At 59.2% G+C, this 25094-nt stretch carries 17 protein-coding genes, 1 tRNA gene and 1 other RNA gene; 7 read left to right on the top strand and 12 right to left on the bottom strand.

The annotated features are described in order from the left end of the window. Positions 1 to 30 precede the first annotated feature (30 nt). Positions 31 to 933: a patatin-like phospholipase RssA gene (gene rssA, locus HBA26_RS05600; RefSeq protein WP_028013437.1), complete on the bottom strand. Its 903-nt coding sequence runs from the start codon at positions 931 to 933 to the stop codon at positions 31 to 33. A gap of 114 nt (positions 934 to 1047) precedes the next feature. Between rssA and HBA26_RS05595 the strand changes: the two genes are divergently transcribed. The 4 genes from HBA26_RS05595 (at position 1048) to HBA26_RS05580 (ending at position 2800) form a co-directional block, all read left to right on the top strand. Next, entirely contained in the window at positions 1048 to 1506 is a 459-nt protein-coding gene (locus HBA26_RS05595; RefSeq protein WP_041909602.1) for a YchJ family protein, read from the top strand. A 46-nt stretch (positions 1507 to 1552) separates the two neighbouring features. Then, the gene (purU, locus tag HBA26_RS05590) at positions 1553 to 2395 is read left to right on the top strand and encodes a formyltetrahydrofolate deformylase (RefSeq protein WP_028013439.1); all 843 of its coding nucleotides are present in this window, start codon (positions 1553 to 1555) and stop codon (positions 2393 to 2395) included. 158 nt (positions 2396 to 2553) lie between these two features. Beyond that, a tRNA-Tyr gene (locus tag HBA26_RS05585) sits at positions 2554 to 2638 on the top strand. 44 nt (positions 2639 to 2682) lie between these two features. Further along, positions 2683 to 2800, top strand: a non-coding RNA gene (locus HBA26_RS05580) — RtT sRNA. 5 nt (positions 2801 to 2805) lie between these two features. Here the strand turns inward: HBA26_RS05580 and HBA26_RS05575 are convergent. Continuing rightward, positions 2806 to 3249: an Lrp/AsnC family transcriptional regulator gene (locus HBA26_RS05575; protein WP_041909598.1), complete on the bottom strand. Its 444-nt coding sequence runs from the start codon at positions 3247 to 3249 to the stop codon at positions 2806 to 2808. 107 nt (positions 3250 to 3356) lie between these two features. On the opposite strand from HBA26_RS05575, the gene HBA26_RS05570 reads away from it, so the two are divergent. After that, the gene (locus tag HBA26_RS05570) at positions 3357 to 4253 is read left to right on the top strand and encodes a DMT family transporter (protein WP_126345878.1); all 897 of its coding nucleotides are present in this window, start codon (positions 3357 to 3359) and stop codon (positions 4251 to 4253) included. On the opposite strand, the gene narI is transcribed toward HBA26_RS05570, so the two are convergent. From narI to HBA26_RS05545, 5 genes are all read right to left on the bottom strand, one after another. Next, positions 4250 to 4927 (bottom strand): respiratory nitrate reductase subunit gamma, encoded by a 678-nt coding sequence (gene narI / locus HBA26_RS05565; RefSeq protein WP_021240339.1) that lies wholly within the window; start codon positions 4925 to 4927, stop codon positions 4250 to 4252. The two genes, HBA26_RS05570 and narI, sit on opposite strands and share 4 nt — an antisense overlap. Continuing rightward, entirely contained in the window at positions 4927 to 5637 is a 711-nt protein-coding gene (narJ, locus tag HBA26_RS05560) for a nitrate reductase molybdenum cofactor assembly chaperone (RefSeq protein WP_045261096.1), read from the bottom strand. Before narJ ends, narI begins: the two co-directional genes overlap by 1 nt. Further along, positions 5634 to 7169: a nitrate reductase subunit beta gene (gene narH, locus HBA26_RS05555; protein WP_028013444.1), complete on the bottom strand. Its 1536-nt coding sequence runs from the start codon at positions 7167 to 7169 to the stop codon at positions 5634 to 5636. The genes narJ and narH overlap by 4 nt, the downstream gene beginning before the upstream one ends. Further along, positions 7166 to 10909 carry a nitrate reductase subunit alpha gene (locus HBA26_RS05550; RefSeq protein ID WP_126345830.1) on the bottom strand — a complete coding sequence of 1248 codons (3744 nt, stop codon included), beginning with the start codon at positions 10907 to 10909 and terminating at the stop codon, positions 7166 to 7168. The genes narH and HBA26_RS05550 overlap by 4 nt, the downstream gene beginning before the upstream one ends. A 381-nt stretch (positions 10910 to 11290) precedes the next feature. Further along, positions 11291 to 12688, bottom strand: coding sequence for a NarK family nitrate/nitrite MFS transporter (locus HBA26_RS05545; RefSeq protein ID WP_047364940.1), 1398 nt, complete (start codon positions 12686 to 12688; stop codon positions 11291 to 11293). Between the two features lie 309 nt (positions 12689 to 12997). Here HBA26_RS05545 and narX point away from each other — a divergent pair, with 309 nt between their 5' ends. After that, positions 12998 to 14794: a nitrate/nitrite two-component system sensor histidine kinase NarX gene (gene narX, locus HBA26_RS05540; RefSeq protein WP_032644884.1), complete on the top strand. Its 1797-nt coding sequence runs from the start codon at positions 12998 to 13000 to the stop codon at positions 14792 to 14794. Then, positions 14787 to 15437 carry a two-component system response regulator NarL gene (gene narL / locus HBA26_RS05535; RefSeq protein WP_003856701.1) on the top strand — a complete coding sequence of 217 codons (651 nt, stop codon included), beginning with the start codon at positions 14787 to 14789 and terminating at the stop codon, positions 15435 to 15437. The genes narX and narL overlap by 8 nt, the downstream gene beginning before the upstream one ends. A gap of 3 nt (positions 15438 to 15440) precedes the next feature. Here narL and HBA26_RS05530 read toward each other — a convergent pair whose 3' ends face one another. The 5 genes from HBA26_RS05530 to ntrB all read right to left on the bottom strand — a co-directional run bounded on the left by HBA26_RS05530 (position 15441) and on the right by ntrB (position 25094). Next, positions 15441 to 16847, bottom strand: coding sequence for a YchO/YchP family invasin (locus HBA26_RS05530; protein WP_059354254.1), 1407 nt, complete (start codon positions 16845 to 16847; stop codon positions 15441 to 15443). 75 nt (positions 16848 to 16922) lie between these two features. Further along, positions 16923 to 19421, bottom strand: a complete 2499-nt coding sequence (locus HBA26_RS05525; RefSeq protein WP_126345829.1) for a nitrate reductase — start codon at positions 19419 to 19421, stop codon at positions 16923 to 16925. Beyond that, positions 19418 to 23404 (bottom strand): nitrite reductase large subunit NirB, encoded by a 3987-nt coding sequence (gene nirB / locus HBA26_RS05520; RefSeq protein WP_126345828.1) that lies wholly within the window; start codon positions 23402 to 23404, stop codon positions 19418 to 19420. Before nirB ends, HBA26_RS05525 begins: the two co-directional genes overlap by 4 nt. Positions 23405 to 23417: 13 nt before the next feature. Continuing rightward, positions 23418 to 24206, bottom strand: coding sequence for an ABC transporter ATP-binding protein (locus tag HBA26_RS05515; protein ID WP_045630583.1), 789 nt, complete (start codon positions 24204 to 24206; stop codon positions 23418 to 23420). 9 nt (positions 24207 to 24215) lie between these two features. Then, positions 24216 to 25094, bottom strand: coding sequence for a nitrate ABC transporter permease (ntrB, locus tag HBA26_RS05510; RefSeq protein WP_028013452.1), 879 nt, complete (start codon positions 25092 to 25094; stop codon positions 24216 to 24218).

Raw genomic sequence — 25094 nt, 5'->3', positions numbered from 1 at the left:
GATTTTGCTGAAGTAGTCAAAAAAAGGTGCTTAACGTGCTGTTCGCACAAACGGCAGCAACTCGTCTATTTTCTTTTCGACGGCTAGCGAGCCCGCTGCGATGGCGGCCTCAGCCCGATGGAAATCAAGGGTAGAGATTTGCGGACAGTAAGGCTGAATAAGAATATCCGGAGGATCGCCAGCCATACGGTTACGTTTAAGGCGATTCTCAAGAACCTGAATTGAGGTGGTCATGATCTCCATGGCCGTCGGTGCGGCAACCGAGCGTCGTGCGGCCAGGCGACCAATTCTTCCGCGCAGGCGTTCATGCCAGGCAAGCTTTTCGACGTCGGCATCTTCGCTCTGCAGATTGACCGGCATAAGGTCTTGCTGCATCAGATGAGCGTCGTGCTGCAAATCAACGGCGATGACGATGTCCGCCCCCATGGCGCGCGTCAGAGAGATGGGAACCGGGTTCACGACACCACCATCGACAAGCCAGTAACCGTTATGGGGCACGGGCGCCATAAGCCCAGGAATACTGCATGAAGCACGCACCGCAAGGTGAATATCCCCTTCGGTCAGCCAGAGTTCACGGCCTGTGCTGAGATTGGTTGCGACGGCACCGAAAGGCATCCGGCAGTCAGTAAAGTCTTCGAGAGGCATCACCCGGCGGAACTGGTTAAAGACGCGTTCACCGCGCAACAGCCCACCGCGCTGCCAGGAGAGATCCATCAGACGCAGCACGTCCCAATAGCTGAAGGAGCGCACCCAGGTTTCGAGATCCGGAAGCTTGCCGCACGCGTAGGCGGAGCCGACAAGCGATCCGATTGAACATCCTGCTACGATATCAACGTCAACGCCCATCTTGTTTAAGGCATTAATCACGCCGATATGAGACCATCCCCGGGCTGCACCTGATCCCAGCGCCAGTCCAATTTTAACCTTTCTCATTAGCCCTGTTTTACTTCCCCTGGATTCCTGACATAGCGTCAACGCAACTGCTCAGTTAACATAGTGCTACCCGAGGCGTTTTACGCCCTTATTTTTTGTTCCAGGAAGAGAATCGTGTCTCAACTCTGCCCCTGTGGTAGCGCTCTGGAGTATAGCCTATGTTGCCAGCGATATCTTTCTGGCAATCAGGTTGCACCGGATCCGTCACACCTCATGCGTTCACGGTATACTGCTTTTGTGATCAAAGACGCAGACTACCTGATAAAAACCTGGCACCCGTCCTGCCACGCTGCCGATTTCCGACAGGAGATCGAAGCCGGGTTCGCCAACACCCACTGGCTTGGGCTTACCGTGTTTGAATCTTCACCCGGTAGCCACCACGACGAAGGCTTTGTCAGCTTTGTTGCCCGTTTTACCGAGAACGCCAGGCCTGGCGCCATTATCGAGCGTTCCCGGTTCTTAAAGGAAAGCGGGCAGTGGTATTATATTGACGGTACGCGCCCACAGTTTGGTCGTAACGATACCTGCCCTTGTGGTTCAGGAAAAAAATTCAAAAAGTGTTGCGGGCAGTAACGCCTGACAACCCAGACTTCGCAAATACAAACAGGATTTCCCGGCGATGCAATCATTACAACGTAAAGTTCTGCGCACTATCTGTCCCGATCAAAAAGGGCTGATCGCACGAATCACCAATATTTGCTACAAGCATGAACTGAATATCGTGCAGAACAACGAGTTCGTTGACCACCGTACCGGTCGCTTCTTCATGCGTACCGAACTGGAAGGCATTTTCAACGACACCACCCTGCTGGCCGATCTGGACAGCGCGCTACCGGACGGTTCCGTGCGTGAGCTGAATCCTGCGGGCCGTCGTCGCATTGTGATCCTGGTGACGAAAGAAGCTCACTGCCTGGGCGATCTGTTGATGAAGGCCAATTACGGCGGCCTGGACGTAGAAATTGCCGCTGTTATTGGCAACCACGAAACCCTGCGCACGCTGGTTGAGCGTTTTGATATTCCGTTCGAGCTGGTGAGCCATGAAGGCCATACCCGTGAAGAGCACGACAACCTGATGGCTGCTGCCATTGAAGCGCATAACCCGGACTACGTGGTGCTGGCGAAATATATGCGCGTGCTGACGCCTTCCTTCGTCGCCCGCTTCCCGAACAAGATTATCAACATTCACCACTCGTTCCTGCCGGCCTTTATTGGCGCGCGGCCTTATCACCAGGCGTACGAGCGCGGCGTGAAGATCATCGGCGCAACCGCGCACTACGTGAATGACAATCTGGACGAAGGTCCCATCATCATGCAGGACGTGATTCACGTGGATCACACCTACACCGCAGAAGATATGATGCGCGCCGGACGTGACGTTGAGAAGAACGTGTTGAGTCGTGCCCTGTATCAGGTGCTGGCGCAGCGTGTCTTTGTCTACGGTAACAGAACCATCATTCTTTAATCTTTCGGAAAATGAATTGATTAGCTTTGCGCCTTTACGGATAAAAAGCAGGCAAACAGCTTCTTTTCCCTAAAGGAATGCTTTACAGGGGCGTCTCATTTGATATGATGCGCCCCGCTTCCAGCAGGAAGCAGGCCAGTAAAAAAGCATTACCCCGTGGTGGGGTTCCCGAGCGGCCAAAGGGAGCAGACTGTAAATCTGCCGTCATCGACTTCGAAGGTTCGAATCCTTCCCCCACCACCATCACTTTCAAACGACACTTAACATTCTGCTCGCACCGTGCATCATGTATTTCCGTAAGGGGAAGGATGAGAAGCTTCGACTAAGGTTCGATTCGAGCGCAGCGAGAAAGCGTTGCCGCAGGCAACGACCCGAAGGGCGAGGCGCAGCCGCCACCCGGCGACAGACGACTACATTGGCGGCAAACGACGCTTCACTGGCGAACTTTTCACAATCGACGTATTACATTGGGCATGCTCCGCCAGCCCGTCCAGCAGCGCATCCAGTTGTTCTATCGATCGCACCACCAGCCTAATCACAAAGCAGTCTTCCCCGGTCACCTTGTCGCTCTCAATACACTCCGGCATCGCCTGAATGTACTTATCCACCTTATGCAACAGACCCGGTAAGGGGCGAACCCGTACCAGCGCCTGCAGCGTATACCCCAGCGCCGCGAGATTCACCCGTGCGCCATACCCCTGAATCACACCGCGCTCCTCCAGCCGCTTCAGACGCTCCGCCGTGCTGGGTGAGGTCAGGCCAATGCGGCCGCTGAGCACCTTCAACGACATGCGCGCATCCTCAACCAGGCAGGCTAAAATTTGCCGATCGATATCATCAATAAGGTATTCCACTCGTTTCACCTAATTTAAAAAAGCAGTTAACACCTTCAACCTTATCTCACCCCTGTAAAACCCAACAGCGATTTTCGACAATAGCGTTATTAATCAGGAGGTGAATGATGCGTGATTTACATAAAGGCGTCTGGCAGATGAGTCTGGCGATGTTAATTTCCGGCTCTATCGGCGCGTTTGTTTTGCTCAGCGGTCTGCCGGTGACGGAAGTGGTGTTCTGGCGCTGCCTTATTGGTGCAATAGCGCTTTTCATTTTTATCCGGGTAAGTCAAAAGCCCTTTAGCCCCCTCACCCGCACCACGCTGCTGCTGGCGATTCTCGGCGGTGTGGCATTAGTGGTGAACTGGCTACTGCTCTTCGCAGCCTATGAGCGGATCTCTATTGGTCTTTCGACCGTGGTCTATAACACTCAGCCGTTTATGCTGGTCCTGATGGGGATGTTTTTAGGCGAGCGCGTCAGCGTGGTGAAATGGGGCTGGCTGTTCCTCGCCTTCGGCGGCGTGGTGATACTGCTCTCCAGCGAGCTGACCGGTACCCACGACACTGAATGGCTGGCGGGTATCGGTCTGGCAATGGCCGCGGCCTTCTTCTACGCGCTGACGGCAATCATTGCGCGCAAACTGAAAACTATCGCACCGCAGCATATTGCCTTTATTCAGGTGCTGACGGGCGTCGTGATGCTTCTGCCGTTTGCCAGCTGGCCGTCATTTTCCGGTGATTTTCCCTGGCCGATCCTGCTGACGCTCGGCATCGTCCATACCGGCATTATGTATCAGCTGCTCTACAGCGCGATTCAGAAGCTACCTACCCCCATTACCGGCTCCCTGTCGTTTATCTATCCGGTGGTGGCGATCGTTGTCGATAACCTGGTGTTCGGACACTCGCTGAACCTGACGCAGCTGGCGGGCGGCGCGCTGATCCTGTTTGCTGCAGCGGGCAACAACCTGGGCTGGGGCGAAAAAAAACCCCGCGAAAGCGGGGTTGGTATCAAGACGCTGAATTAGCGACGGGCACGCACAATCTGATATTTGCGCGTCAGGTACTCCACCGGCGCGCTCCAGATATGCACCAGTCGGGAGAACGGGAACAGCACAAACAGCGTCATCCCCAGCACCAGGTGAACGCGGAAGATAAACGCCACGCCGTCCAGGTGCTCAGACGCTCCGCCGTGGAAGGTCACGACGGACTGCGCCCACCCCACCAGCTTCATCATTTCACTGCCGTCCATATGCTGCGCAGAGAATGGAATAGTCAGCAGACCCAGCGCGCACTGCACCATCAGCAGGGAGAGGATCAGGATGTCCGCTGCAGTGGTGGTTGCACGCACGCGCGGGCTGAACAGACGACGTTTCAGCAGCAGCAGGCCACCCACCAGGGTCATCACGCCGCAAGCACCGCCGGCGATCATCGCCATCTTCTGCTTCACTTCAATCGGCAGCCACGCTTCGTACATCCAGTGCGGCGTCAGCATCCCAAGGAAGTGACCGGCAAAAATCCCCAAAATACCGATGTGGAACAGGTTAGACGCGACGTGCATCCCTTTGCGATCCAGCATCTGGCTGGAGGCAGCACGCCAGGTGTACTGGCCGTAGTCATAGCGCAGCCAGCTTCCCACCAGGAATACGGTGCCCGCGATATACGGGTAAATGTCAAAGAAGAACATATTCAGGAAGTGCATTAGTGCCGTCCTCCGTTAGAGATATTCAAATATTGCGGGGCAACCGCGCCGGCAAAACGACGCTGGTGAGCGGAGATTTCAGACTCGCCGCAGTTCTGGTCAGCAAAGAATTTCACCTGCTCTTCTTCCCAGACCGCATCCAGCGCTTGCGGGGTATCATCCCGGGCTTCATCCGCGATTTTCTCCGCCACTTTTTCACTGTCTACAGAGGCGTTCGCCAGCTTCACCAGCAGATCGAACAGTACGGCATAGCGGCTCTCACGCTGCTGTAGACGCGCGCCGAGCAGCGCAAGAATCGGGGCGATATCCTGCAGACCACCCAGCGCCTCTTCTTTCGGCAGCTGCGCCAGATACTCCAGGTACAGCGGCAGGTGGTCCGGCAGCTCGCGGCTGTCGAGCTGCAGGCCGTGCTGCTCGTACTGGGCCATCAGGTCCACCATCGCCTGACCGCGGTCGCGGGATTCACCGTGAACGTGCTCAAACAGCAGCAGAGACGTCGCACGACCACGGTCAAACAGCTGGCTGTAGTCCGCCTGCGCGTCGAGCAGATCGCGCGCCAGCAGATCGCGGAGGAAAACGCCCAGCTTCTGGGCATCCTCTTTATCCAGGTTTTCAGATGACGCGAGTGCATCAAAGAGTTCCTGTTGATGCTGCGCAAGCGCAGCATCAGGGTACTCGAGCAGACGCGAAACAATGACGAGTTCAATCATTGGTGCGGCTCCGTTTTGCTGGTCACATCCATGGCGTCGATGCGGCGGCTGTTGAACAGGTTGAATTTACTGTCTGACCCGTGGCAACCGTCGCCAAAGGTAAAGCCACACCCGCTTTTCTCCGGGAAGGCCTCGCGAGCCAGCTCGCGGTGGCTGCTTGGCACCACGAAACGATCTTCGTAGTTAGCGATTGCCAGATAGCGGTACATCTCCTGCGCCTGCGCTTCGGTCAGGCCGACCTCTTCCAGCGCGCGGGTATCGTTCACGCCGTCAACGGTTTCCGCACGTTTGAAGTGACGCATTGCCAGCATACGTTTCAGCGCCAGCAGCACCGGCTGGGTATCTCCGGCGGTCAGCAGGTTGGCCAGGTACTGAACCGGGATACGCAGGCTTTCCACGTCCGGCAGAATACCGTTGCTGCCCAGCTCGCCCGCGTCCGCCGCAGACTGAATCGGAGACAACGGCGGCACGTACCAGACCATCGGCAGGGTGCGGTATTCCGGGTGCAGCGGCAGAGCCAGCTTCCAGTCCATCGCCATTTTGTACACCGGCGACTGCTGTGCGGCGTCAATCACGCTCTGCGGAATGCCGTCTTTCAGGGCCTGCTCAATCACCTTCGGATCGTTCGGATCGAGGAATACGTCCAGTTGACGCTGATAGAGATCTTTCTCATTCTCGGTGCTTGCGGCATTCTCAATCGCGTCCGCGTCGTACAGCAGCACGCCGAGGTAACGAATACGACCTACGCAGCTCTCAGAGCAGACGGTCGGCATACCGGCTTCGATACGCGGGTAGCAGAAGATGCACTTCTCTGACTTACCGCTCTTCCAGTTGAAGTAGATTTTTTTGTACGGGCAGCCGGTGATGCACATGCGCCAGCCGCGGCACTTGTCCTGGTCGATCAGTACGATGCCGTCTTCTTCACGCTTGTAGATGGCACCGCTCGGGCAGGTCGCGACGCACGCCGGGTTCAGGCAGTGTTCGCACAGGCGCGGCAGATACATCATGAAGGTGTTTTCGAACTGGCCGTACATCGCCTTCTGCATGTTCTCGAAGTTCTGGTCTTTGGCGCGCTTTTCGAACTCGCCGCCCAGAATTTCTTCCCAGTTTGGACCGCTGGTAATTTTGTCCATGCGCTGCCCAGTGATCAGCGAGCGAGGGCGGGCGATCGGCTGGTGTTTGCTTTCCGGCGCGTTGTGCAGGTTCTGGTAGTCGTAATCAAACGGCTCGTAATAATCCTCAATCCCCGGCAGGTGCGGGTTAGCGAAGATTTTACCCAGCAGCATTGCGCGGTTACCCATGCGCGGCTGCAGCTTGCCGTTGATTTTGCGGATCCAGCCGCCCTTCCACTTCTCCTGGTTTTCCCAGTCGGTCGGGAAGCCGGTGCCCGGCTTACTTTCCACGTTGTTGAACCAGGCGTACTCCATACCTTCGCGGCTGGTCCAGACGTTTTTACAGGTCACTGAACAGGTGTGGCAGCCGATGCACTTATCCAGATTCAGCACCATGCCGACTTGTGAACGAATTTTCATTTTACGCTCTCCTGTACCTGGTCATTACCTTCGCCGTCTAACCAGTTAATATTCTTCATCTTACGTACCACCACGAACTCATCGCGGTTCGATCCTACGGTGCCGTAGTAGTTAAAGCCGTAGGCCAGCTGCGCATAGCCACCGATCATGTGGGTCGGCTTCGGCGTAATACGGGTCACGGAGTTGTGAATACCGCCGCGCTGCTCGGTGATCTCTGAACCCGGCAGGTTCACGATACGTTCCTGCGCGTGGTACATCATGGTCATCCCGGCCGGCACGCGCTGGCTCACCACCGCACGCGCCGTCAGGGCGCCGTTGCTGTTGAACACTTCAATCCAGTCGTTATCTTCGATACCCAGATCTTTGGCGTCCGCTTCGCTCATCCAGACAATCGGACCACCGCGCGACAGGGTCAGCATCAGCAGGTTGTCGCTGTAGGTGGAGTGGATACCCCACTTCTGGTGCGGCGTCAGGAAGTTCAGCGCCTTCTCAGGGTTACCGTTCGATTTCGCGCCCATTACCGCTTTCACGGAGCGGGTGTCGATTGGCGGACGGTACACCAGCAGGCTTTCACCGAAGTCGCGCATCCACTGGTGGTCCTGATACAGTGACTGACGACCAGAAAGCGTGCGCCATGGGATCAGCTCGTGAACGTTGGTATAACCAGCGTTATAGGACACATGCTCATCTTCCAGACCAGACCAGGTCGGGCTGGAGATAATCTTGCGCGGTTGAGCCTGGATATCGCGGAAGCGGATTTTCTCTTCCTCTTTATTCTTCGCCAGATGCGTGTGGTCGCGACCGGTAAATTCACTCAGGGCCGCCCACGCTTTCACCGCCACGTGGCCGTTGGTTTCCGGTGCCAGGGTCAGGATCATCTCCGCCGCATCAATTGCCGTGTTGAGCATTGGCTGGCCTTTGGCCGGGCCGTCTGCTTTGGTGTAATTGAGCTTGCGCAGCAGGTCCATTTCGCTCTGGGTGTTCCAGGCGATGCCTTTGCCGCCGTTACCGATTTTCTCCATCAGCGGGCCGATGGAGGTAAAGCGCTCGTAGGTTGCCGGGTAATCACGTTCAACCGGAATGATGTGCGGCGCGGTCACGCCCGGGATCAGGTCGCATTCGCCTTTTTTCCAGTCCTTCACGTCAAGCGGCTGCGCCAGTTCGGCAGCGGAGTCGTGCTGGATTGGCAGCGTCACCACGTCGGTCTCTTTGCCCAGGTGACCTACGCAGACTTCGGAGAATTTCTTCGCGATGTCTTTGTAGATATCCCAGTCGCTTTTCGATTCCCACGCCGGGTCAACGGCGGCAGACAGCGGATGAATAAACGGATGCATGTCCGAGGTATTCATGTCGTCTTTTTCGTACCAGGTGGCGGTTGGCAGCACGATATCGGAGTACAGGCAGGTGCTGGACAGACGGAAGTCCAGCGTCACCACCAGATCCAGCTTGCCGTCCAGACCGTTGTCTTTCCATTCCACTTCTTCTGGCTTCACGCCGCCCTGCTTGCCGAGGTCTTTACCCTGAATACCGTTCTCGGTGCCCAGCAGGTATTTCAGCATGTACTCGTGACCTTTACCGGACGAGCCCAGCAGGTTGGAGCGCCAGATGAACAGGTTGCGCGGATGGTTTTTGCCGTTCTCAGGCTGTTCTGCCGCGAAGCGGATGGAGCCTTCCTTCAGGGATTTGACGGTGTAATCCACCGGCGACATGCCCGCTTGCTTCGCCTCTTGTGCAATGCGCAGCGGGTTAGTGCCCAGTTGCGGCGCAGACGGCAGCCAGCCCATGCGTTCAGCGCGCACGTTGAAATCAATCAGGTGGCCGCTGTAGCGGGATTTATCCGCCATCGGCGACAGCAGTTCCTGCGCGGTAACCGTCTCGTAGCGCCACTGGCTGGAGTGGTTATAGAAGTAGGAGGTGCTGTTCATGTGACGTGCCGGACGCTGCCAGTCAAGGGCAAACGCCAGCGGCTGCCAGCCGGTCTGCGGACGCAGTTTTTCCTGGCCCACGTAGTGCGCCCAGCCGCCGCCGCTCTGACCGACGCAGCCGCAGAAGATCAGCATATTGATCAGACCGCGATAGTTCATATCGAGGTGATACCAGTGGTTCAGACCGGCACCCACAATGATCATCGAACGACCGTGGGTCTTGTCGGCGTTTTCCGCAAACTCGCGGGCGATACGAACGATCTGCGCGCGCGGTACGCCGGTGATCTGCTCCGCCCAGGCCGGGGTATAGGCCTTCACATCGTCATAGCTGGTTGCGCAGTTTTCGTCGTTCAGACCGCGCTCCAGGCCGTAGTTCGCCATGGTCAGGTCATAGACGGTGGTGACCAACGCGGTAGAACCGTCGGCCAGCTGCAGGCGCTTAACCGGCAGCTTGTGCATCAGCACGTTTTTCAGTTCAACCTTGTTGAAGTGCTCGGAACCTTCACCGCCAAAGTACGGGAAGCCAACCTCGGCGATCTCGTCCTGGCTGCCCAGCATGCTGAGGCGCAGCTCCGTCTCTTCACCGGTGGTGCTGTTGCGCTGCTCAAGGTTCCACTTGCCCTTCTCGCCCCAGCGGAAGCCGATAGAGCCGTTTGGCGCCACCAGCTCGCCGTTGCTGTTATAGGCAACGGTTTTCCACTCAGGGTTGTTTTCCTGGCCCAGCGCGTCCACCAGATCGGCGGCGCGCAGCGTGCGGCCCGCGGCATAGTAGCCCTCACGCTCTTCCAGCATCACCAGCATCGGCATGTCGGTGTAGCGACGCACGTAGTCGGTGAAGTACTGGCTCGGTTTGTCGAGGTGGAATTCGCGCAGCATGACGTGGCCCATCGCCATCGCCATCGCGGCATCGGTACCCTGTTTCGGTGCCAGCCACAGGTCGCACAGCTTGGCGATTTCCGCGTAGTCCGGGGTGACCGCAACGGTTTTGGTCCCTTTGTAGCGGACTTCGGTAAAGAAGTGCGCGTCCGGGGTACGGGTCTGCGGCACGTTAGAGCCCCAGGCGATAATGTAGCTGGAGTTGTACCAGTCGGCGGATTCCGGCACGTCGGTCTGCTCACCCCAGGTCTGCGGTGACGCTGGCGGCAGGTCACAGTACCAGTCGTAGAAGCTCAGGCAGGTCCCGCCGATAAGCGACAGGTAGCGCGCGCCGGAAGCGTAAGAGACCATCGACATCGCCGGGATTGGCGAGAAGCCCGCCACGCGGTCAGGACCGTAGGTTTTTACGGTATAGACGTTGGAGGCGGCAATCAGCTCGTTCACCTCTTTCCAGGAAGAACGAACGAAACCACCGCGACCGCGCGCCTGCTTGAAGCTTTTCGCTTTGTCGGCATCTTCAATGATAGAGGCCCAGGCATCAACCGGGTCGCTGTGCTGCACTTTCGCTTCACGCCACATTTTCATCAGGCGTTTGCGCATCAGCGGGTATTTCAGACGGTTGGCGCTGTAGAGATACCAGGAGTAGCTGGCCCCGCGCGGGCAGCCGCGCGGTTCATGGTTTGGCATATCCGGACGGGTGCGCGGATAGTCGGTCTGCTGCATTTCCCAGGTCACCAGACCGTTTTTAACGAAAATCTTCCAGCTACATGAGCCAGTGCAGTTTACGCCGTGGGTAGAACGGACGACTTTGTCATGCTGCCAGCGCTGGCGGTAACCGTCTTCCCAGTCCCGGTTGGTATCCAGAACCTGGCCGTGCCCATCGGCAAAAGTTTCACCCTTCTGTTTGAAGTAGCGAAACCGGTCCAAAAATTTGCTCATCGGGTATCTCCTGTATGGAGCCTGTGGCTCTCTAAATCGACATTGCTGATTTGCAGCGAAGGTAACGCCCTGAAAGAGGGGGAGAATTGATAACGATCAAGACGAAGAGGGACTGTAAAAGGAGGGGTTAGACCAAATACCACCAAAGCGGTATATTTTTAAAACGAATAAATAAATGATTTATAAAGATATTTATTATTCATCGTACAATAACCCCGGCAAAATTTAACATCTCAGGTATTAAGGGGTAGACATCCCTGCAAAGCGATGGCGATCACAGTGTTACCCGCAGATGACTGCGGTAAAAGCTTTCAGTATGTTGTAACTATTATTCAGTCAAAAAAAACGCGGCCCGAAGGCCGCGTTAACGGATAATCACACTTACTTATTTTTCTTGGTATTACGGCCATATACCAGCCACGTAATCACGACGCAGGCGATATAGAAGACGAGGAAGACTTTCATGGCGCCAGCCGGAGAGCCGGTCAGGTCAAGCGAGATGCCGAACGCTTTCGGAATAAAGAAGCCGCCAATTGCGCCAATAGCCGAGATAAAGCCCAGGGCCGCAGCCGTATCCGTCGCCGCTTCACGCATGGCCTGCTCTTCGCTTCCGCCCTGCGCTTTCACGCGATCCATCGTCAGCTTGCGGAAGATCACGGAGATCATCTGGAAGGTGGAAGCACTCCCCAACCCGGCCGTCAGGAACAGCACCATAAACACGCCGAAGAAGGCAAAGAAGTTACCGCCCTGCCCGTCAGAAGGCAGCGTAAGGAACAGCAGCGCGCAGAAGACTGCCATCACAATAAAGTTCACCAGCGTAACGCGAGTCCCGCCCAGACGGTCAGAGATCATGCCGCCCAGCGAACGCGCCAGTGCGCCAATGAACGGACCGAAGAAGGCGAATTGCAGGATCTGCACGTCCGGGAACTGGGTTTTCGACAGCATGGCAAAGCCCGCTGAGAAGCCGATAAACGAACCGAAGGTAGCCAGATACAGCAGCGCCATCACCCACAGGTGTCCACGCTTCAGCACCGGAAGCTGCTCGCTCAGGGATGCTTTCGACGCGCTCAGATCGTTCATAAAGAACCACGCAGCGAGGGTGAAGACCACCAGGAACGGAACCCAAATCCAGGCCGCGTTCTGCAGGTAGAGGGAAGAACCATCCGCCTGCTCAACGCCGCCGCCACCGAAGGCGGCAAAAATAGAAACAGAGATCGCCAGCGGCGCAATCAGCTGCATCACGCTTACGCCCATGTTGCCCAGACCGCCGTTAATACCCAGCGCGCCGCCCTGCTTCGCTTTCGGGAAGAAGAAGCTGATGTTCGCCATGCTGGAGGCGAAGTTAGCCCCGGCGAAACCGCACAGCAGGGAGATAATCACGAACACGCTGAACGGCGTGGAGGTATCCTGCACCGCGAAGCCTAGCCACACGCAAGGGACGATCATGATGCCCGTACTGAACGCCGTCCAGCGACGGCCACCGAATACCGGGACCATAAACGCGTAAGGGACACGCAGCAGCGCGCCAGACAGCGACGGCAATGCGGTAAGCATAAACAGCTGATCGGTCGTGAACGTAAACCCTACTTTCGGCAGGTTTACCGCGACCGCGCTAAACAACATCCATACGCAAAACGCTAAAAGCAGACACGGAACGGAAATCCACAGATTCCGGCTTGCTACACGATGGCCGCGCTGTTGCCAGAACGCCGGATCCTCTGGACGCCAGTCTGTAATAACGGCACCATTTTCCCTTTCGGGAGCGGATGAGTGACTCATAGACACCTCTGATTCTCGAATGATGCTGCAAACATTAGGGTTTTAGGGCGGCGGTAAGTTGATATAAATCAAAGGAAAAGTGCGGGGATTTGCGGCGCAAAAAAAGGGGTTATCCTTAGTGAGTAGGATAATTCGGTAAAAAAGACGTGGTTTTTCACTGCACTGAAGGTTCCTTGCTACCACCGCTTCTTCACCTATACTCCGTTGGCAATTTAGGGGTAATCCTTTATTGGTATGGGTATACTCCAGGGTATGCACCAGAATAGCGCCATTCCTGCAAGCAGGCCACGTCAGGAGCCCGGCAACTCTATGTTAAAAAGATGTTTATCACCGCTGACTCTCGTCAATCAGCTAGCCCTGATTGTTTTGCTGTCTACCGCCCTTGGCGTGGCCGGCATGGCGATTTCCGGCTGGCTGGTACAAGGGGTACAGGGTAATGCACATGCCATCAACGAGGCAGGTTCTCTACGCATGCAGAGTTATCGTCTGCTGGCGTCGGTCCCCCTGACGCAGGACGATCGGCCCTTAATTGATGAAATGGAGCGCACGGCCTTCAGCCCCGAACTGGAAAACGCCGCCATCCGCGCCGGCCAGCAGTCCCAGCTTAAAGCCCTGCAGGGCTACTGGCACACCCAGCTGGAACCCGGTCTGAAACAGGCGCGCAGCACCGAAACCGTTGCGCAGGACGTAGCGGGTTTCGTCTCCCGCATTGACGCGCTGGTCTCCTCTTTCGACCAAACCACCGAATTACGCATCGACCGGGTGGTAATGGTACACCGTGCCATGGCGCTGTTTATGGGCCTGCTACTGATCTTCACCATTATCTGGCTCCGGGCGCGGCTGCTGAATCCCTGGAAACAGCTGCTGGCGATGGCGCGCGCCGTAACGAACAGAGATTTTACCCAGCGTACGCACATCAGCGGCCGCAACGAGATGGCCATGCTCGGCCAGGCGCTGAACACCATGTCGGCGGAGCTCTCCGAAAGCTACGCGGTGCTGGAACAGCGCGTGCAGGAAAAAACCGCCGGGCTGGAGCAGAAAAATGAGATCCTCTCCTTCCTGTGGCAAGCCAACCGTCGGCTGCACATGCAGGTGCCGCTATGTGAACGCCTTTCGCCGGTGCTGAACGGCCTGCAAAATCTGACTCTGCTGCATGACCTGGAGCTGCGGGTTTACGATGTGGAAGATGAAGATAATCATCAGGAGTTTACCTGTCAGTCCGACATGTCCTGCGATGATAAAGGCTGTCACCTGTGCCCGCGCGGCCTGCCGCTGCAGGCTTCTGGCGGCACTACCCTGAAGTGGCGGCTGACGGACAGCCACACCCAGTACGGTATTCTGCTGGCCACCCTGCCAGCCGGACGTCATCTGAGCCACGACCAGCAGCAGCTGGTGGACACCCTGGTTGAACAGTTAACGGCCACGCTGGCGCTCGACAGGCACCAGGAAAAACAGCAGCAGCTGATCGTCATGGAAGAGCGCGCGACCATCGCCCGCGAGCTCCACGACTCTATCGCCCAGTCGCTCTCCTGTATGAAAATGCAGGTGAGCTGCCTGCAGATGCAGGACGCGGAAATGCCGGAAAGCAACAAACAGCTGCTGAGCCAGATCCGCAACGAGCTGAACACCTCCTGGGTACAGCTGCGCGAGCTGCTGACCACCTTCCGCCTGCAGCTGACCGAGCCGGGGCTGCGCCCGGCGCTGGAATCCAGCTGCCAGGAATTTAGTGCCCGGCTTGGCTTCCCGGTGAAGCTGGATTACCAGCTGCCGCCGCGGTTTGTCCCTTCCCATCAGGCGATTCATCTGCTGCAGATCGCCCGCGAAGCGCTGAGCAACGTGCTCAAACACGCTGAAGCGACGGCGGTTACGGTTACCGTCAGCCAGCACGCTAATCAGGTCAGGCTGACGGTTCACGACAACGGTCGCGGCGTGCCGGAAAATGCCGAACGCACTAACCACTATGGTTTAATCATTATGCGAGACCGCGCCCAAAGCCTGCGCGGTGATTGCCAGGTTCGACGGAGAGAGACGGGTGGCACGGAAGTTGTGGTCACCTTTATTCCCGAAAAACCGCTTACAACTGCTCAAGGAGAAACCCATGACTAATCAGGAACCGGCATCCATCCTGTTGATCGACGACCATCCGATGCTGCGTACTGGCGTAAAACAGCTGGTCAGCATGGCACCCGACATTACCGTGGTTGGCGAAGCCAGCAACGGTGAACAGGGTATTGAGCTGGCCGAATCCCTCGATCCGGATCTGATCCTGCTCGATCTCAACATGCCCGGCATGAACGGTCTGGAAACCCTCGACAAGTTGCGCGAGAAATCCCTTTCCGGTCGCGTGGTGGTCTTTAGCGTCTCCAACCACGAAGAGGATGTGGTCACGGCGCTGAAGCGCGGCGCGGATGGCTATCTGCTGAAGGATATGGAGCCAGAAGACCTGCTCAAGGCGCTGCAGCAGGCCGCCGCAGGCGAGATGGTGCTGAGCGAGGCCCTGACGCCGGTGCTGGCCGCCAGCCTGCGGGCGAACCGCGCCACCTCTGACCGCGACGTCAGCCAGTTAACCCCGCGCGAACGCGATATTCTGAAGCTGATTGCCCAGGGCCTGCCGAACAAAATGATCGCCCGCCGCCTGGATATCACCGAAAGCACGGTTAAAGTGCACGTGAAGCATATGCTCAAGAAAATGAAGCTAAAATCCCGCGTTGAAGCCGCGGTGTGGGTCCATCAGGAACGTATTTTTTAAGCATTACTCATCCGGCAGCAGCTTCCAACGCGGGTCGTCGTCAGGTAATGCGACCAGCGGCTGCACCACAGCGAGCGTGATCTCATTGGATGAGACGCGCTGGCCCTTCGCATCTTCCACCACCGCCGAGAGATGCCAGCGGTTTGTCGCCCCTTCAGCGTCATTCCAGGCAGGCATGATCACGCTCCAGCCATCGGTGCTGTCACTTTTCCCCGGGGACGTCAGGCTCAATGCCTGGGTATCACCCTGCCAGTGGATCTGACGAATACCGTGAGTGCTGCGAACCTGCAGCTTCAGCATGACGGTTTCGCCCCCTTTGAGATCCCACGGCGGGGTTGCCAGCCAGACGGAGAGCGTTTTACGCTGGCGGAACTCCATCACCGGCAGGCTGTTACGCTCCGGCGAGTCATAGCGGCTTCCGCGCAGGGATCGCGTGGCCGCGACCTCTCCGGCGGAGAGCTGCTTAACCAGCGGCACGCCGAAGCGATAGTTGAGCTTCAGCCCGAGGTTATTCTGGCTCTCTCCGCTTTCGCCCTGCTTATGCCCGGCGGTCAGCGTCACCAGCGGCACGGGGGTATAGTTAAGCCCGAGATTGACCGCCACCGGGTTATGATACCCGGTTCCGCTGTTGAAGAGGTCAACGTTGTCGCCAAAATATTGCTCAAAGCTGACGCTGGTGTTCAGGTGATGAAACCACGGCAGCCAGGCTTTGGCGGTCACGTCATATCCCCGCGCCATGCGCTGCTCCTGGACGTCAGAGCTGTCGCGCCAGCCGGCAAAAGGCTGATAATAGTTAGCCGACAGGCGCAGATTTTCTCCCCACACCTCCGCACCCAGCCCGGCACGCTGCAGGTTCTCATCCAGCAGGTTGTCGTAAAAGGTGTTGTAGCCCAGCAGCCATTTTCCGGCCACCCAGCGCTGGCCGATTCCGGCGTTACTGACCAGGCCATCCGTCTGCTGCGTCAGGCCGAGCTGGCTCCAGCTCAGGTAACGGTTGTTATCGTTCCAGGGAATAAACCAGCTCCCGCTGCTGCCGTTGAATTTCCCGTCGTTATCCACCAGCAAATTGACGCTGGCATTCCCCCAGGGCGACAGCCAGGATTCAATCTGCTGGTTCACCTCGCCGCTCACCGCGTCGCGCACCTGACCGAAGGCAAACTGCCGCGCCTGCTCGCCCGTAGTCAGGCCGTTGTCGGTCATACTGGCTTCACCAAAGGCTTTCGCCATTTCAGCGAGATGCTTTTCCCCTTCCCCGGTGGGGGCTGCCATACCGAGATCGGGGAGATTATCCCCGTTATTATCAAAGGGATTTTGTGCCTGCTGGATAAAGGAATTCGGCGCACCGTGAACGGCTCCGGCAGTAACAAGGGAGAGTAAAACCAGCGTTCGGAAAGGGGGAGAAACAGTCATCAATGTCGTAAGAATTACCCGGTGCTTACGTAAGAACACCAGGTACCTTAACGTGATTTCTCCCTCTTTGCAGCTTTACGGGGAATTTTCCGGAATTTCCTGAAACATTGTTTTGAGCTCAGGCACGCACGAACCGCAGTTCGTGCCGCACCGTAGCGTCGCCCCCAGCGCGGTAACGGAACCGCAGCCTCCGGCAATCGCCTCCCGTATCGCGTTTTCTCCAACGCTGAAACAGCTGCAGATGATGCGCCCCGGATCTGTAACCTTCCCCACGCCCTGCCCGTTCAGCAGCGCATGGCGCTCAGCGGGCGTCGAGGGTGGTGACTGAAAAGCGGCTTCTATCACCGGGTGCGCCAGATCGGGCAAGGCGGTGCCTTCCCAAAAACCCAGCATCAGATGGCCGTTATGCCAGGCCAGCACGCTGCTGCGTTCCCCGGTTTGCGCAACCTGCAGCTGCCAGCCCCGGCCGCTGGCATAGTCCATGACCCACGACAGCAGCGGCTTTTCACCCGCTATCGTCATTCGCGAGGCTTTACGCCACCAGTGAACCGAAGAGGGGATTTCCGGCCATTCCCGGGCATAGAGCTCCCCCTGCCAGGCGGGCTGCCAGGGCATGATTCTGACGGCGGTTTGCTTACTCTCCGGCTGCCCGGAAGCCGGATCGATGCGCCCTTCCACCAGCGCGTTAACCTTTCCCTGGCGGGCAAACTCAGCGTTCCAGTGCATCGGGGCAAACGCTTCGCCTTCCCGTATTCCGTCGCTGATTCGTACTCTGGCCACCATCACGCCGCGCGGCGAGCCGATCCGCGCCAGCTGGCCGTCGCACAGTGAAAACCGAATGGCGTCTGCGGCGCAGACCTCAACAAACGGCTCCGCGATATGCTGCATCAGCCGGGGCACGTGTCCCGTACGGGTCATGGTGTGCCACTGGTCGCGGATACGGCCAGTGTTGAGGATCGCCGGGTATAGCGCGGTAGCCGTCGCGCCGTGCGGCAGCGGATCGACAGGCACTACGTTTCGGCGCGGTAAATTCCCCGTCGGCCACTGGTACGGCTCAAGCGTCTCCCACGCTTCACGGGTTAACCCCGCCAGTTCCTGAAGGTTCAACGCCCGCGTGCCGTTATTTTCAAACGCCGTCAGCGCCGCATGTTCGCAAAAAATCTCCTGCGGATGTTGCCAGGCAAAGGCCTCGCCGTAGCCCAGCCGTTTTGCAATCTGAGCCACGATCCACCAGTCCGGCTTCGCCTCACCCGGCGCGGGCAGAAACGCGCGCTGGCGCGAAATGCGCCGCTCGGAATTGGTCACCGTGCCGTCCTTCTCCCCCCAGCCCAGCGCCGGAAAACGGATATGGGCGAACCGGCTGGTGTCGGTATCTTTCATCACCTCAGAGACAATCACCAGCGGACAGGCCGCCAGCGCCTGACACACCGCGTGGCTGTCCGGCAGCGACACGGCAGGATTGGTGCCCATGATCCACACCGCCTTCACCTCGCCGCGGGCGATGGCGTCAAACAGTTCCACCGCCATCAGGCCCGGCGTCTGCGCCAGCCGTTCCGTTCCCCAGAAACGCGCCACCCGCGAAAGATCGTCCGGCTCGAAGCTCATATGCGCCGCCAGCTGGTTCGCCAGCCCGCCCACTTCCCGGCCGCCCATGGCGTTTGGCTGTCCGGTCAGCGAAAACGGGCCGCAGCCCGGACGGTTGAACTTCCCGCTGGCAAGGTGAACGTTAATGATGGCGCTGCACTTGTCGCTGCCGCTGGAGGACTGGTTGATCCCCATGGTGTAGAGCGTAATGGCGCGAGGCACGGTAACAAACCAGTCGTAAAAGGTACCAATATCCTCTGCCGGAAGGTCGCAAAACGCCGCCACGCGGGCAATCGGCCACTCATCGGTGCCCTGAATCAGATTGAGCAACCCCACAAACAGCCCGGCGTCGCTGCCGGGTTTAAGCGCCAGATGCAGGTCGGCAATATCGCAGGTAGCGGTTTTACGCGGGTCAATCACCACCACCTTCATCTGCGGATTGATGTGCTTTGCCTGCACCAGACGCTGATAGAGCACCGGATGCGTCCAGGCCGCGTTCGAGCCTGCCAGCACCACCAGATCGCTATTTTCCACATCCTCGTAGCTGCACGGCACCACGTCTTCGCCAAAGGCGCGCCTGTAGCCCACCACCGCCGAGGACATGCAGAGCCGGGAATTGGTATCGATGTTCGCCGCGCCGATAAACCCTTTCATCAGCTTGTTGGCGGCATAGTAGTCCTCGGTTAACAGCTGGCCGGAGGCGTAAAACGCCACCGCCCGTGGCCCCCATGTGTCGATGATCTCCCGCAGTCGCTCGCCCGCCGCGTTCAGCGCCTGGGACCAGTCCACCTCAAATCCATCGACAACGGGGTACAGCAATCGCCCCTGCAAGCCCGTTGTCTCCCCCAGGGCCGATCCTTTCACGCACAGGCGGCCAAAGTTTGCAGGGTGGGTGTCGTCCCCCCGAACGCTGACCGCTCCATCCTCCACGCTGGCGATCACGCCGCAGCCGACCCCGCAGTAGGGGCACGTTGTCCTGGTTTCCGTCATGAGGCCTCCGCGCGCATCACCAGCTCTTCGTTGCCGACCCACACCTTGCCATTTTCAATTTTGACCGGCCAGGCGCGCACTGCGGGTTCGCCGTTCTCCACCTGACAGCCGTCGCGCAGGCGAATGCGCTGCTTGTAGAGCGGAGAAATAACCACCGGTTCGCCCGCCGCATCGCCGAGGATGCCGCGTGACAGCACGTTCGCGCGGCTGCCCGGCTCCAGGTCGTCCAGGGCATAAACAGTTTGACCAAAGCGGAACAGCGCGATCGGTTTACGGCCAAGACGCGCGCCAATGCCCGCCTGCTCCGGGATATCGTCAATGCCGCAGATTTCCTGCCAGCGCTTGCTTTCGTCCGACGGCGCGACGTTCACCGCGGTGCGGAACAGCGCCAGGCGGTCAGGATCGTTGAGCGTGGTTTGCCATTCGCATTGGTACGTCTCGACTACCCGGGCCATCTCCTGCTCCAGCTCGCGGGCGATGCCCAGGCTGTCGTTGAGGATCACCTCACGCAGATAGTCGAGGCCGCCCTCCAGGTTGTCCATCCAGGTGCTGGTGCGCTGCAGGCGATCCGCCGTGCGGATGTAGAACATCAGGAAACGGTCTACGGTGCGGATCAGCGTTTCGTCATCCAGATCGCTGGCGAAGAGATCTGCATGGCGAGGCTTCATCCCGCCGTTGCCGCACAGATAGAGGTTCCAGCCTTTGTCCGTGGCAATCACCCCCACGTCTTTGCTCTGCGCCTCCGCGCACTCGCGGGTGCAGCCGGAAACGGCCATTTTGATTTTGTGCGGGGCGCGCAGGCCCTTGTAGCGGTGCTCCAGCCTGACCGCGAGACCAGTGGAGTCCTGCACGCCGTAGCGGCACCAGGTCGACCCGACGCAGGATTTCACCGTGCGCAGGGATTTCCCGTAAGCGTGCCCGGTTTCAAACCCGGCCTCCACCAGCGCCTGCCAGATCTCAGGCAGCTGTTCCAGGGTGGCGCCAAACAGGTCGATACGCTGCCCGCCGGTGATTTTGCTGTACAGGCCGTAGCGTTTCGCAATCTGGCCGATGGCGATCAGCCCGTCGGCGGTCACTTCTCCTGCGGGCATGCGCGGCACGATGGAATACGTCCCGTCCTTCTGAATATTGGCGAAGTAGCGGTCGTTGGTGTCCTGCAATGGCAGATGCGCCGGTTTGAGCAGATACTCATTCCAGCAGGAGGCCAGCACTGACCCCACCAGCGGCTTACAGATCTCGCACCCGTGCCCCTGACCGTAGCGGCTGATAAGCTGGTCGAAGGTTCGGATATGGTTGACGCGCACCAGATGGTAAATCTCCTGGCGCGAGTACGGGAAGTGTTCGCAGATGTCCTTTTTCACCTCCACGCCCTGCTCGGCAAGCTGGAACTCCATCACCTGCTTCACCAGCGCGCTGCAGCCCCCGCAGCCGGTCGCCGCTTTGGTGCACTGCTTAACGGCGCCGATATCCGCTGCGCCCGCGCTCACCGCCCGGCAGATATCGCCTTTGCTGACGTTATGACACGAACAGATCTGCGCGCTTTCCGGCAGCGCCGCCACGCCCAGCGCTTTTGGCGCGCTGCCTGACAACGCGGGTAGTATCAGCGTTTCCGGCTCTTTCGGCAGGCTGATGCCGTTAAGCATCATCTGCACCAGCGTAGCGTATTCGCTGGCATCGCCCACCAGCACGCCGCCGAGCAGCGTTTTTCCGTCGTGGCTGACCACGATTTTCTTGTAGATTTGCTGCGGGCCGTGCGTCCACTGGTAGCTTAGCGCCCCCGGCGTGCGCCCATGAGCATCGCCAAACGACGCCACGTCCACGCCGAGCAGCTTGAGCTTAGTGCTCATATCTGCCCCGGTGAAGGTTTTATCTTCGCCCGCGAGCGCGGCGGCGGCCACGCGCGCCATCTGGTAGCCCGGCGCCACAAGGCCAAAGATTTTCCCCTCCCACAGGGCGCATTCACCGATGGCAAGCACGTTCGAATCGGAGGTCCGGCAGGCGTCATCAATGCAGATCCCGCCGCGCTCGCCGACAGCCAGCCCGCTGCTGCGCGCCAGCGCGTCCTGAGGACGAATACCGGCAGAGAAGACCACCATGTCCGTTTCCAGCTGTTCACCGTCTGCGAAGCGCAGCACCAGCCCGTCGTCCGTCGCAGCAATTTCCGTGGTGGCTTTACTGGTGTGAACGCCAACGCCCAGCGCCTCGATTTTCCTGCGCAGCATCGCCGCGCCGTCATTATCAAGCTGCACCGCCATCAGATTGGGCGCAAACTCCACCACGTGGGTTTCCAGCCCGAGCTGTTTCAGAGCATTAGCGGCTTCCAGCCCGAGCAGGCCGCCGCCAATCACCACGCCACGACGCGAGCCCGCCGCGTGGGCCGCTATGTTGTCCAGGTCGTCAAGGGTGCGGTAGACAAAGCAGCCCGGCAGATCGTTGCCCGGTACCGGCGGTACGAACGGGTATGAGCCGGTCGCCAGCACCAGCTTGTCCCAGTGGGTCTCATGCCCGCTGGCGGTACGCACCACGCGCGCGTCGCGATCGATAGCGACGATCTGCTGCGAGAGGCGCAGCTCAATGCCGTTATCGGCAAAGAATTCCCCCTCCACCAGCGAGAGCGACGCCGCGCTTCGGCCGCCAAAGTATTCCGACAGATGCACGCGGTCATAGGCGGCATAGCGCTCCTCACCAAAGACAACGATCTGATACTGCTGATGCAGATTGCGGTTAACGCAGTCTTCGAGAAAATGATGGCCGACCATACCGTGCCCAACCACCACCAGAGTAGGTTTTGTCATAGCGTTCTGTCCTGCAACCTGCGGTTGCGTAGTGAAACGATCGAACAGCCAGTCCGCGCGTGCGGGCGCAGCCGTTGCCAGTAAATCGGTAAATGTTGCCGCGCTGCGGCAGTCGCCCATCAGCAGCACGCCAGCCAGCGCACCCTGATGGATCAGTAACCGACGATAGTGACGGGTTAGCGGATCCCAGGAGCTCCAGACCACGTCGCCCGCCTGCGCCGCCGCGCGCCCGAGGCTGAACAGCTCCACGCCGGTCACCTTGAGGCGCACGCCATTGTCGGTGAGGGCAAACGGCGCGGCTGTGTCACCCGCCAGCCGCGCGGCGAGAATATCCGCCTGCGTCATACAGGGCGCGACCAGGCCAAAGGTCTGGCCGTCAATTTCGCAGCACTCGCCAATGGCGTAGACGTCCGGTGCGGAGGTCCGCATCTGGCTATCCACCACGATGCCGCGCGCGCAGCGAACACCGCTGGCCTGCGCCAGTGCGACGTTGGGGTGCACGCCGGTCGCCAGCACCACGCGCGCGGCGGCGACGCGGCGTCCGTTGAGCAGCGTCACGCTATTCCCGTTAATCCCCGCGATGCCGGAGGCGAGTTCAGAGCGCACGCCCCGCGCCGCCAGCGCCTCTTCAAGCAGTACGCCCGCCTGCTGGTCCAGCTGCTGCTCCATCAGCCACGGGCCGCGATGAACGAGCGTGACGTTGTCACCTGAACGAGCCAGCGCTGCCGCCGTCTCAACGCCGAGCACGCCGCCCCCCAGCACTACCGCCGGACCGGCGATCGCCTGAATGGCGCGGGTATCCTCCAGGGTACGGAACGTGAAGACGTGCGGCGCATCGCCCCCAGGAATCGGCGGCACAAACGGCGTTGACCCGGTGGCAAATACCAGCGCATCCCAGCCCAGCGTGCGGGCGGTGGTTTGCACTTCCCGCGCGTCCACGTTCACGGCGAGTGCCTTTTCGCCCCGCAGCACCGTCACGCCGCGCTCCTGGTACCAGTGGTCATCCTGAAGGCAGATGCCCGCAGCCGTTTTTTCACCCCCCAGCACCGGCGAAAGCTGGATGCGGTTATAGGCATGCTCCGGCTCGTCACCGATGACGGTGATAGCGAACCGACCGGAAGCTCGCCCGGTGAGCGAAGCAATCAGCCGGGTTGCCGCCATGCCATTCCCGATAATGACCAGTCGCATCAACGCCCCCTCGTTACGCCGCTTTCGGCTGTTTTTCGTAGAGGAAATGGAGGATCTGCTGGCGCATGTGGTGATAGCGGCTGTCGTCCGCCAGCTGCACCCGGTTGCGCGGGCGCGGCAGGTCAACGCGCAGGATCTCCCCGACGGTGGCCGCCGGGCCGTTGGTCATCATCAGCACGCGATCGGAGAGCAGCACCGCCTCGTCCACGTCGTGGGTAATGAGAACGATGGTGGTGTTCAGCGCCTGCTGGATCTGCATCACCGAGTCCTGCAGATGGGCGCGCGTCAGCGCATCCAGCGCGCCGAACGGCTCATCCATCAGCAGCACTTTCGGCTTCATCGCCAGCGCGCGGGCAATCCCGACGCGCTGCTTCATGCCGCCGGAGATCTCCCCCGGACGCTTGTGCAGCGCGTGTCCCATCTGCACGCGGTCGAGGTTGTGCTCGATCCACTCTTTGCGCTCGGCCTTGCTCATGGTGTGACGGAACACCTGATCCACCGCCAGCGCCACGTTGTCGAAGCAGGTCAGCCACGGCAGCAGAGAATGGTTCTGGAACACCACCGCGCGCTCGGGCCCCGGCCCGGCGATTTCGCGGTTGTCGCAAATCAGCCCGCCTTCCGTCGGCAGCGCGATCCCGGCGATGAGGTTAAGCAGCGTCGACTTGCCGCAGCCGGAGTGGCCAATAAGACTCACGGTTTCGCCCTCGTGGATATCAAAAGAGACGTTCTGCAGCGCCAGAAACTCGCCGCTGGCGGTGGAAAAACGCTGGCTCACGGCCTGGACCTGAATTAATGGTTTCATGTTCGCTCCTTATTTTTCCTGCCAGCTAAAGCGACGGGCGATCAGCATCAGCCCCTGCTCCAGCAGCAACCCGACCACGCCGATGATGACGATGGCGATCAGAATGTTTTCGACGTTGAGGTTGTTCCACTCGTTCCAGATCCAGAAGCCGATACCCAGCCCCCCGGTGAGCATCTCAGCGGCGACAATCACCAGCCAGGCGATGCCGATGGAGAGGCGCACCCCGGTCAGCACGGCGGGTAGCACAGCCGGGAAGAGTATGCGGCGCATGATCGTCCACTCGGAAAGCTGCAATACGCGGGCGACGTTGAGGTAGTCCTGCGGAATGCGGCGCACGCCTTCGGCGGTGTTGATCACCATCGGCCAGATAGAGCAGATGAAAATGGTCCAGCTCGACGCGGGCTCCGCTTTCTGGAACAGCAGCAGGCCGATGGGCAGCCAGGCCAGCGGGCTGACCGGGCGCAGAAGCGCAATCAGCGGGTTGAACATGCGCGAGAAAAAGGTGAAGCGGCCAATCAAAAAGCCCAGCGGAATACCCGCCAGCGCTGCCAGGCCAAAGCCGATGGCGACGCGCTGCAGTGAAGCAAGCACGTTCCAGCCAATGCCCATATCGTTAGGCCCGTCGCGATAAAACGGGTCGGCAAACAGGGTAATGGCGGAATCAAGCGTGCTGAGCGGCGTCGGGAAGCCTTTGCTGTTTATCGCCGCCAGTTGCCAGAGCACCACCAGCAGCCCGAGGCCAAGCAGCGCCGGGATAACGCGCTGGAAAAAGTCGTTCATCCGGCGCGCTAACGCGGGCGGACGGCGGCGAACCTGTACCGGAGGCAGGACAATCACTTCCCCGCTCTCTGGCGTCTCTTGTGGTTTCGTGTTTTGCAGATGTGGCAT

The organism is Enterobacter sp. 725m/11 (assembly GCF_011683705.1).
Taxonomy (GTDB): domain Bacteria; phylum Pseudomonadota; class Gammaproteobacteria; order Enterobacterales; family Enterobacteriaceae; genus Enterobacter; species Enterobacter bugandensis.
Note: the sequence above shows the minus strand (reverse complement) of the source record. Positions and strands in the feature narration are given on the sequence as shown.

Bases quoted from the DNA above. Each gene is read 5' to 3' on its own strand.
- HBA26_RS05515 (WP_045630583.1), bottom strand. From the start codon at position 24,206: ATGAAACCATTAATTCAGGTCCAGGCCGTGAGCCAGCGTTTTTCCACC.
- narJ (WP_045261096.1), bottom strand. From the start codon at position 5,637: ATGATTGAACTCGTCATTGTTTCGCGTCTGCTCGAGTACCCTGATGCT.
- narI (WP_021240339.1), bottom strand. From the start codon at position 4,927: ATGCACTTCCTGAATATGTTCTTCTTTGACATTTACCCGTATATCGCG.
- HBA26_RS05525 (WP_126345829.1), bottom strand. From the start codon at position 19,421: ATGACGGAAACCAGGACAACGTGCCCCTACTGCGGGGTCGGCTGCGGC.
- rssA (WP_028013437.1), bottom strand. From the start codon at position 933: ATGAGAAAGGTTAAAATTGGACTGGCGCTGGGATCAGGTGCAGCCCGG.
- HBA26_RS05570 (WP_126345878.1), top strand. From the start codon at position 3,357: ATGCGTGATTTACATAAAGGCGTCTGGCAGATGAGTCTGGCGATGTTA.
- HBA26_RS05550 (WP_126345830.1), bottom strand. From the start codon at position 10,909: ATGAGCAAATTTTTGGACCGGTTTCGCTACTTCAAACAGAAGGGTGAA.
- ntrB (WP_028013452.1), bottom strand. From the start codon at position 25,094: ATGCCACATCTGCAAAACACGAAACCACAAGAGACGCCAGAGAGCGGG.
- narH (WP_028013444.1), bottom strand. From the start codon at position 7,169: ATGAAAATTCGTTCACAAGTCGGCATGGTGCTGAATCTGGATAAGTGC.
- nirB (WP_126345828.1), bottom strand. From the start codon at position 23,404: ATGCGACTGGTCATTATCGGGAATGGCATGGCGGCAACCCGGCTGATT.
- narX (WP_032644884.1), top strand. From the start codon at position 12,998: ATGTTAAAAAGATGTTTATCACCGCTGACTCTCGTCAATCAGCTAGCC.
- HBA26_RS05530 (WP_059354254.1), bottom strand. From the start codon at position 16,847: ATGACTGTTTCTCCCCCTTTCCGAACGCTGGTTTTACTCTCCCTTGTT.
- HBA26_RS05545 (WP_047364940.1), bottom strand. From the start codon at position 12,688: ATGAGTCACTCATCCGCTCCCGAAAGGGAAAATGGTGCCGTTATTACA.
- purU (WP_028013439.1), top strand. From the start codon at position 1,553: ATGCAATCATTACAACGTAAAGTTCTGCGCACTATCTGTCCCGATCAA.
- narL (WP_003856701.1), top strand. From the start codon at position 14,787: ATGACTAATCAGGAACCGGCATCCATCCTGTTGATCGACGACCATCCG.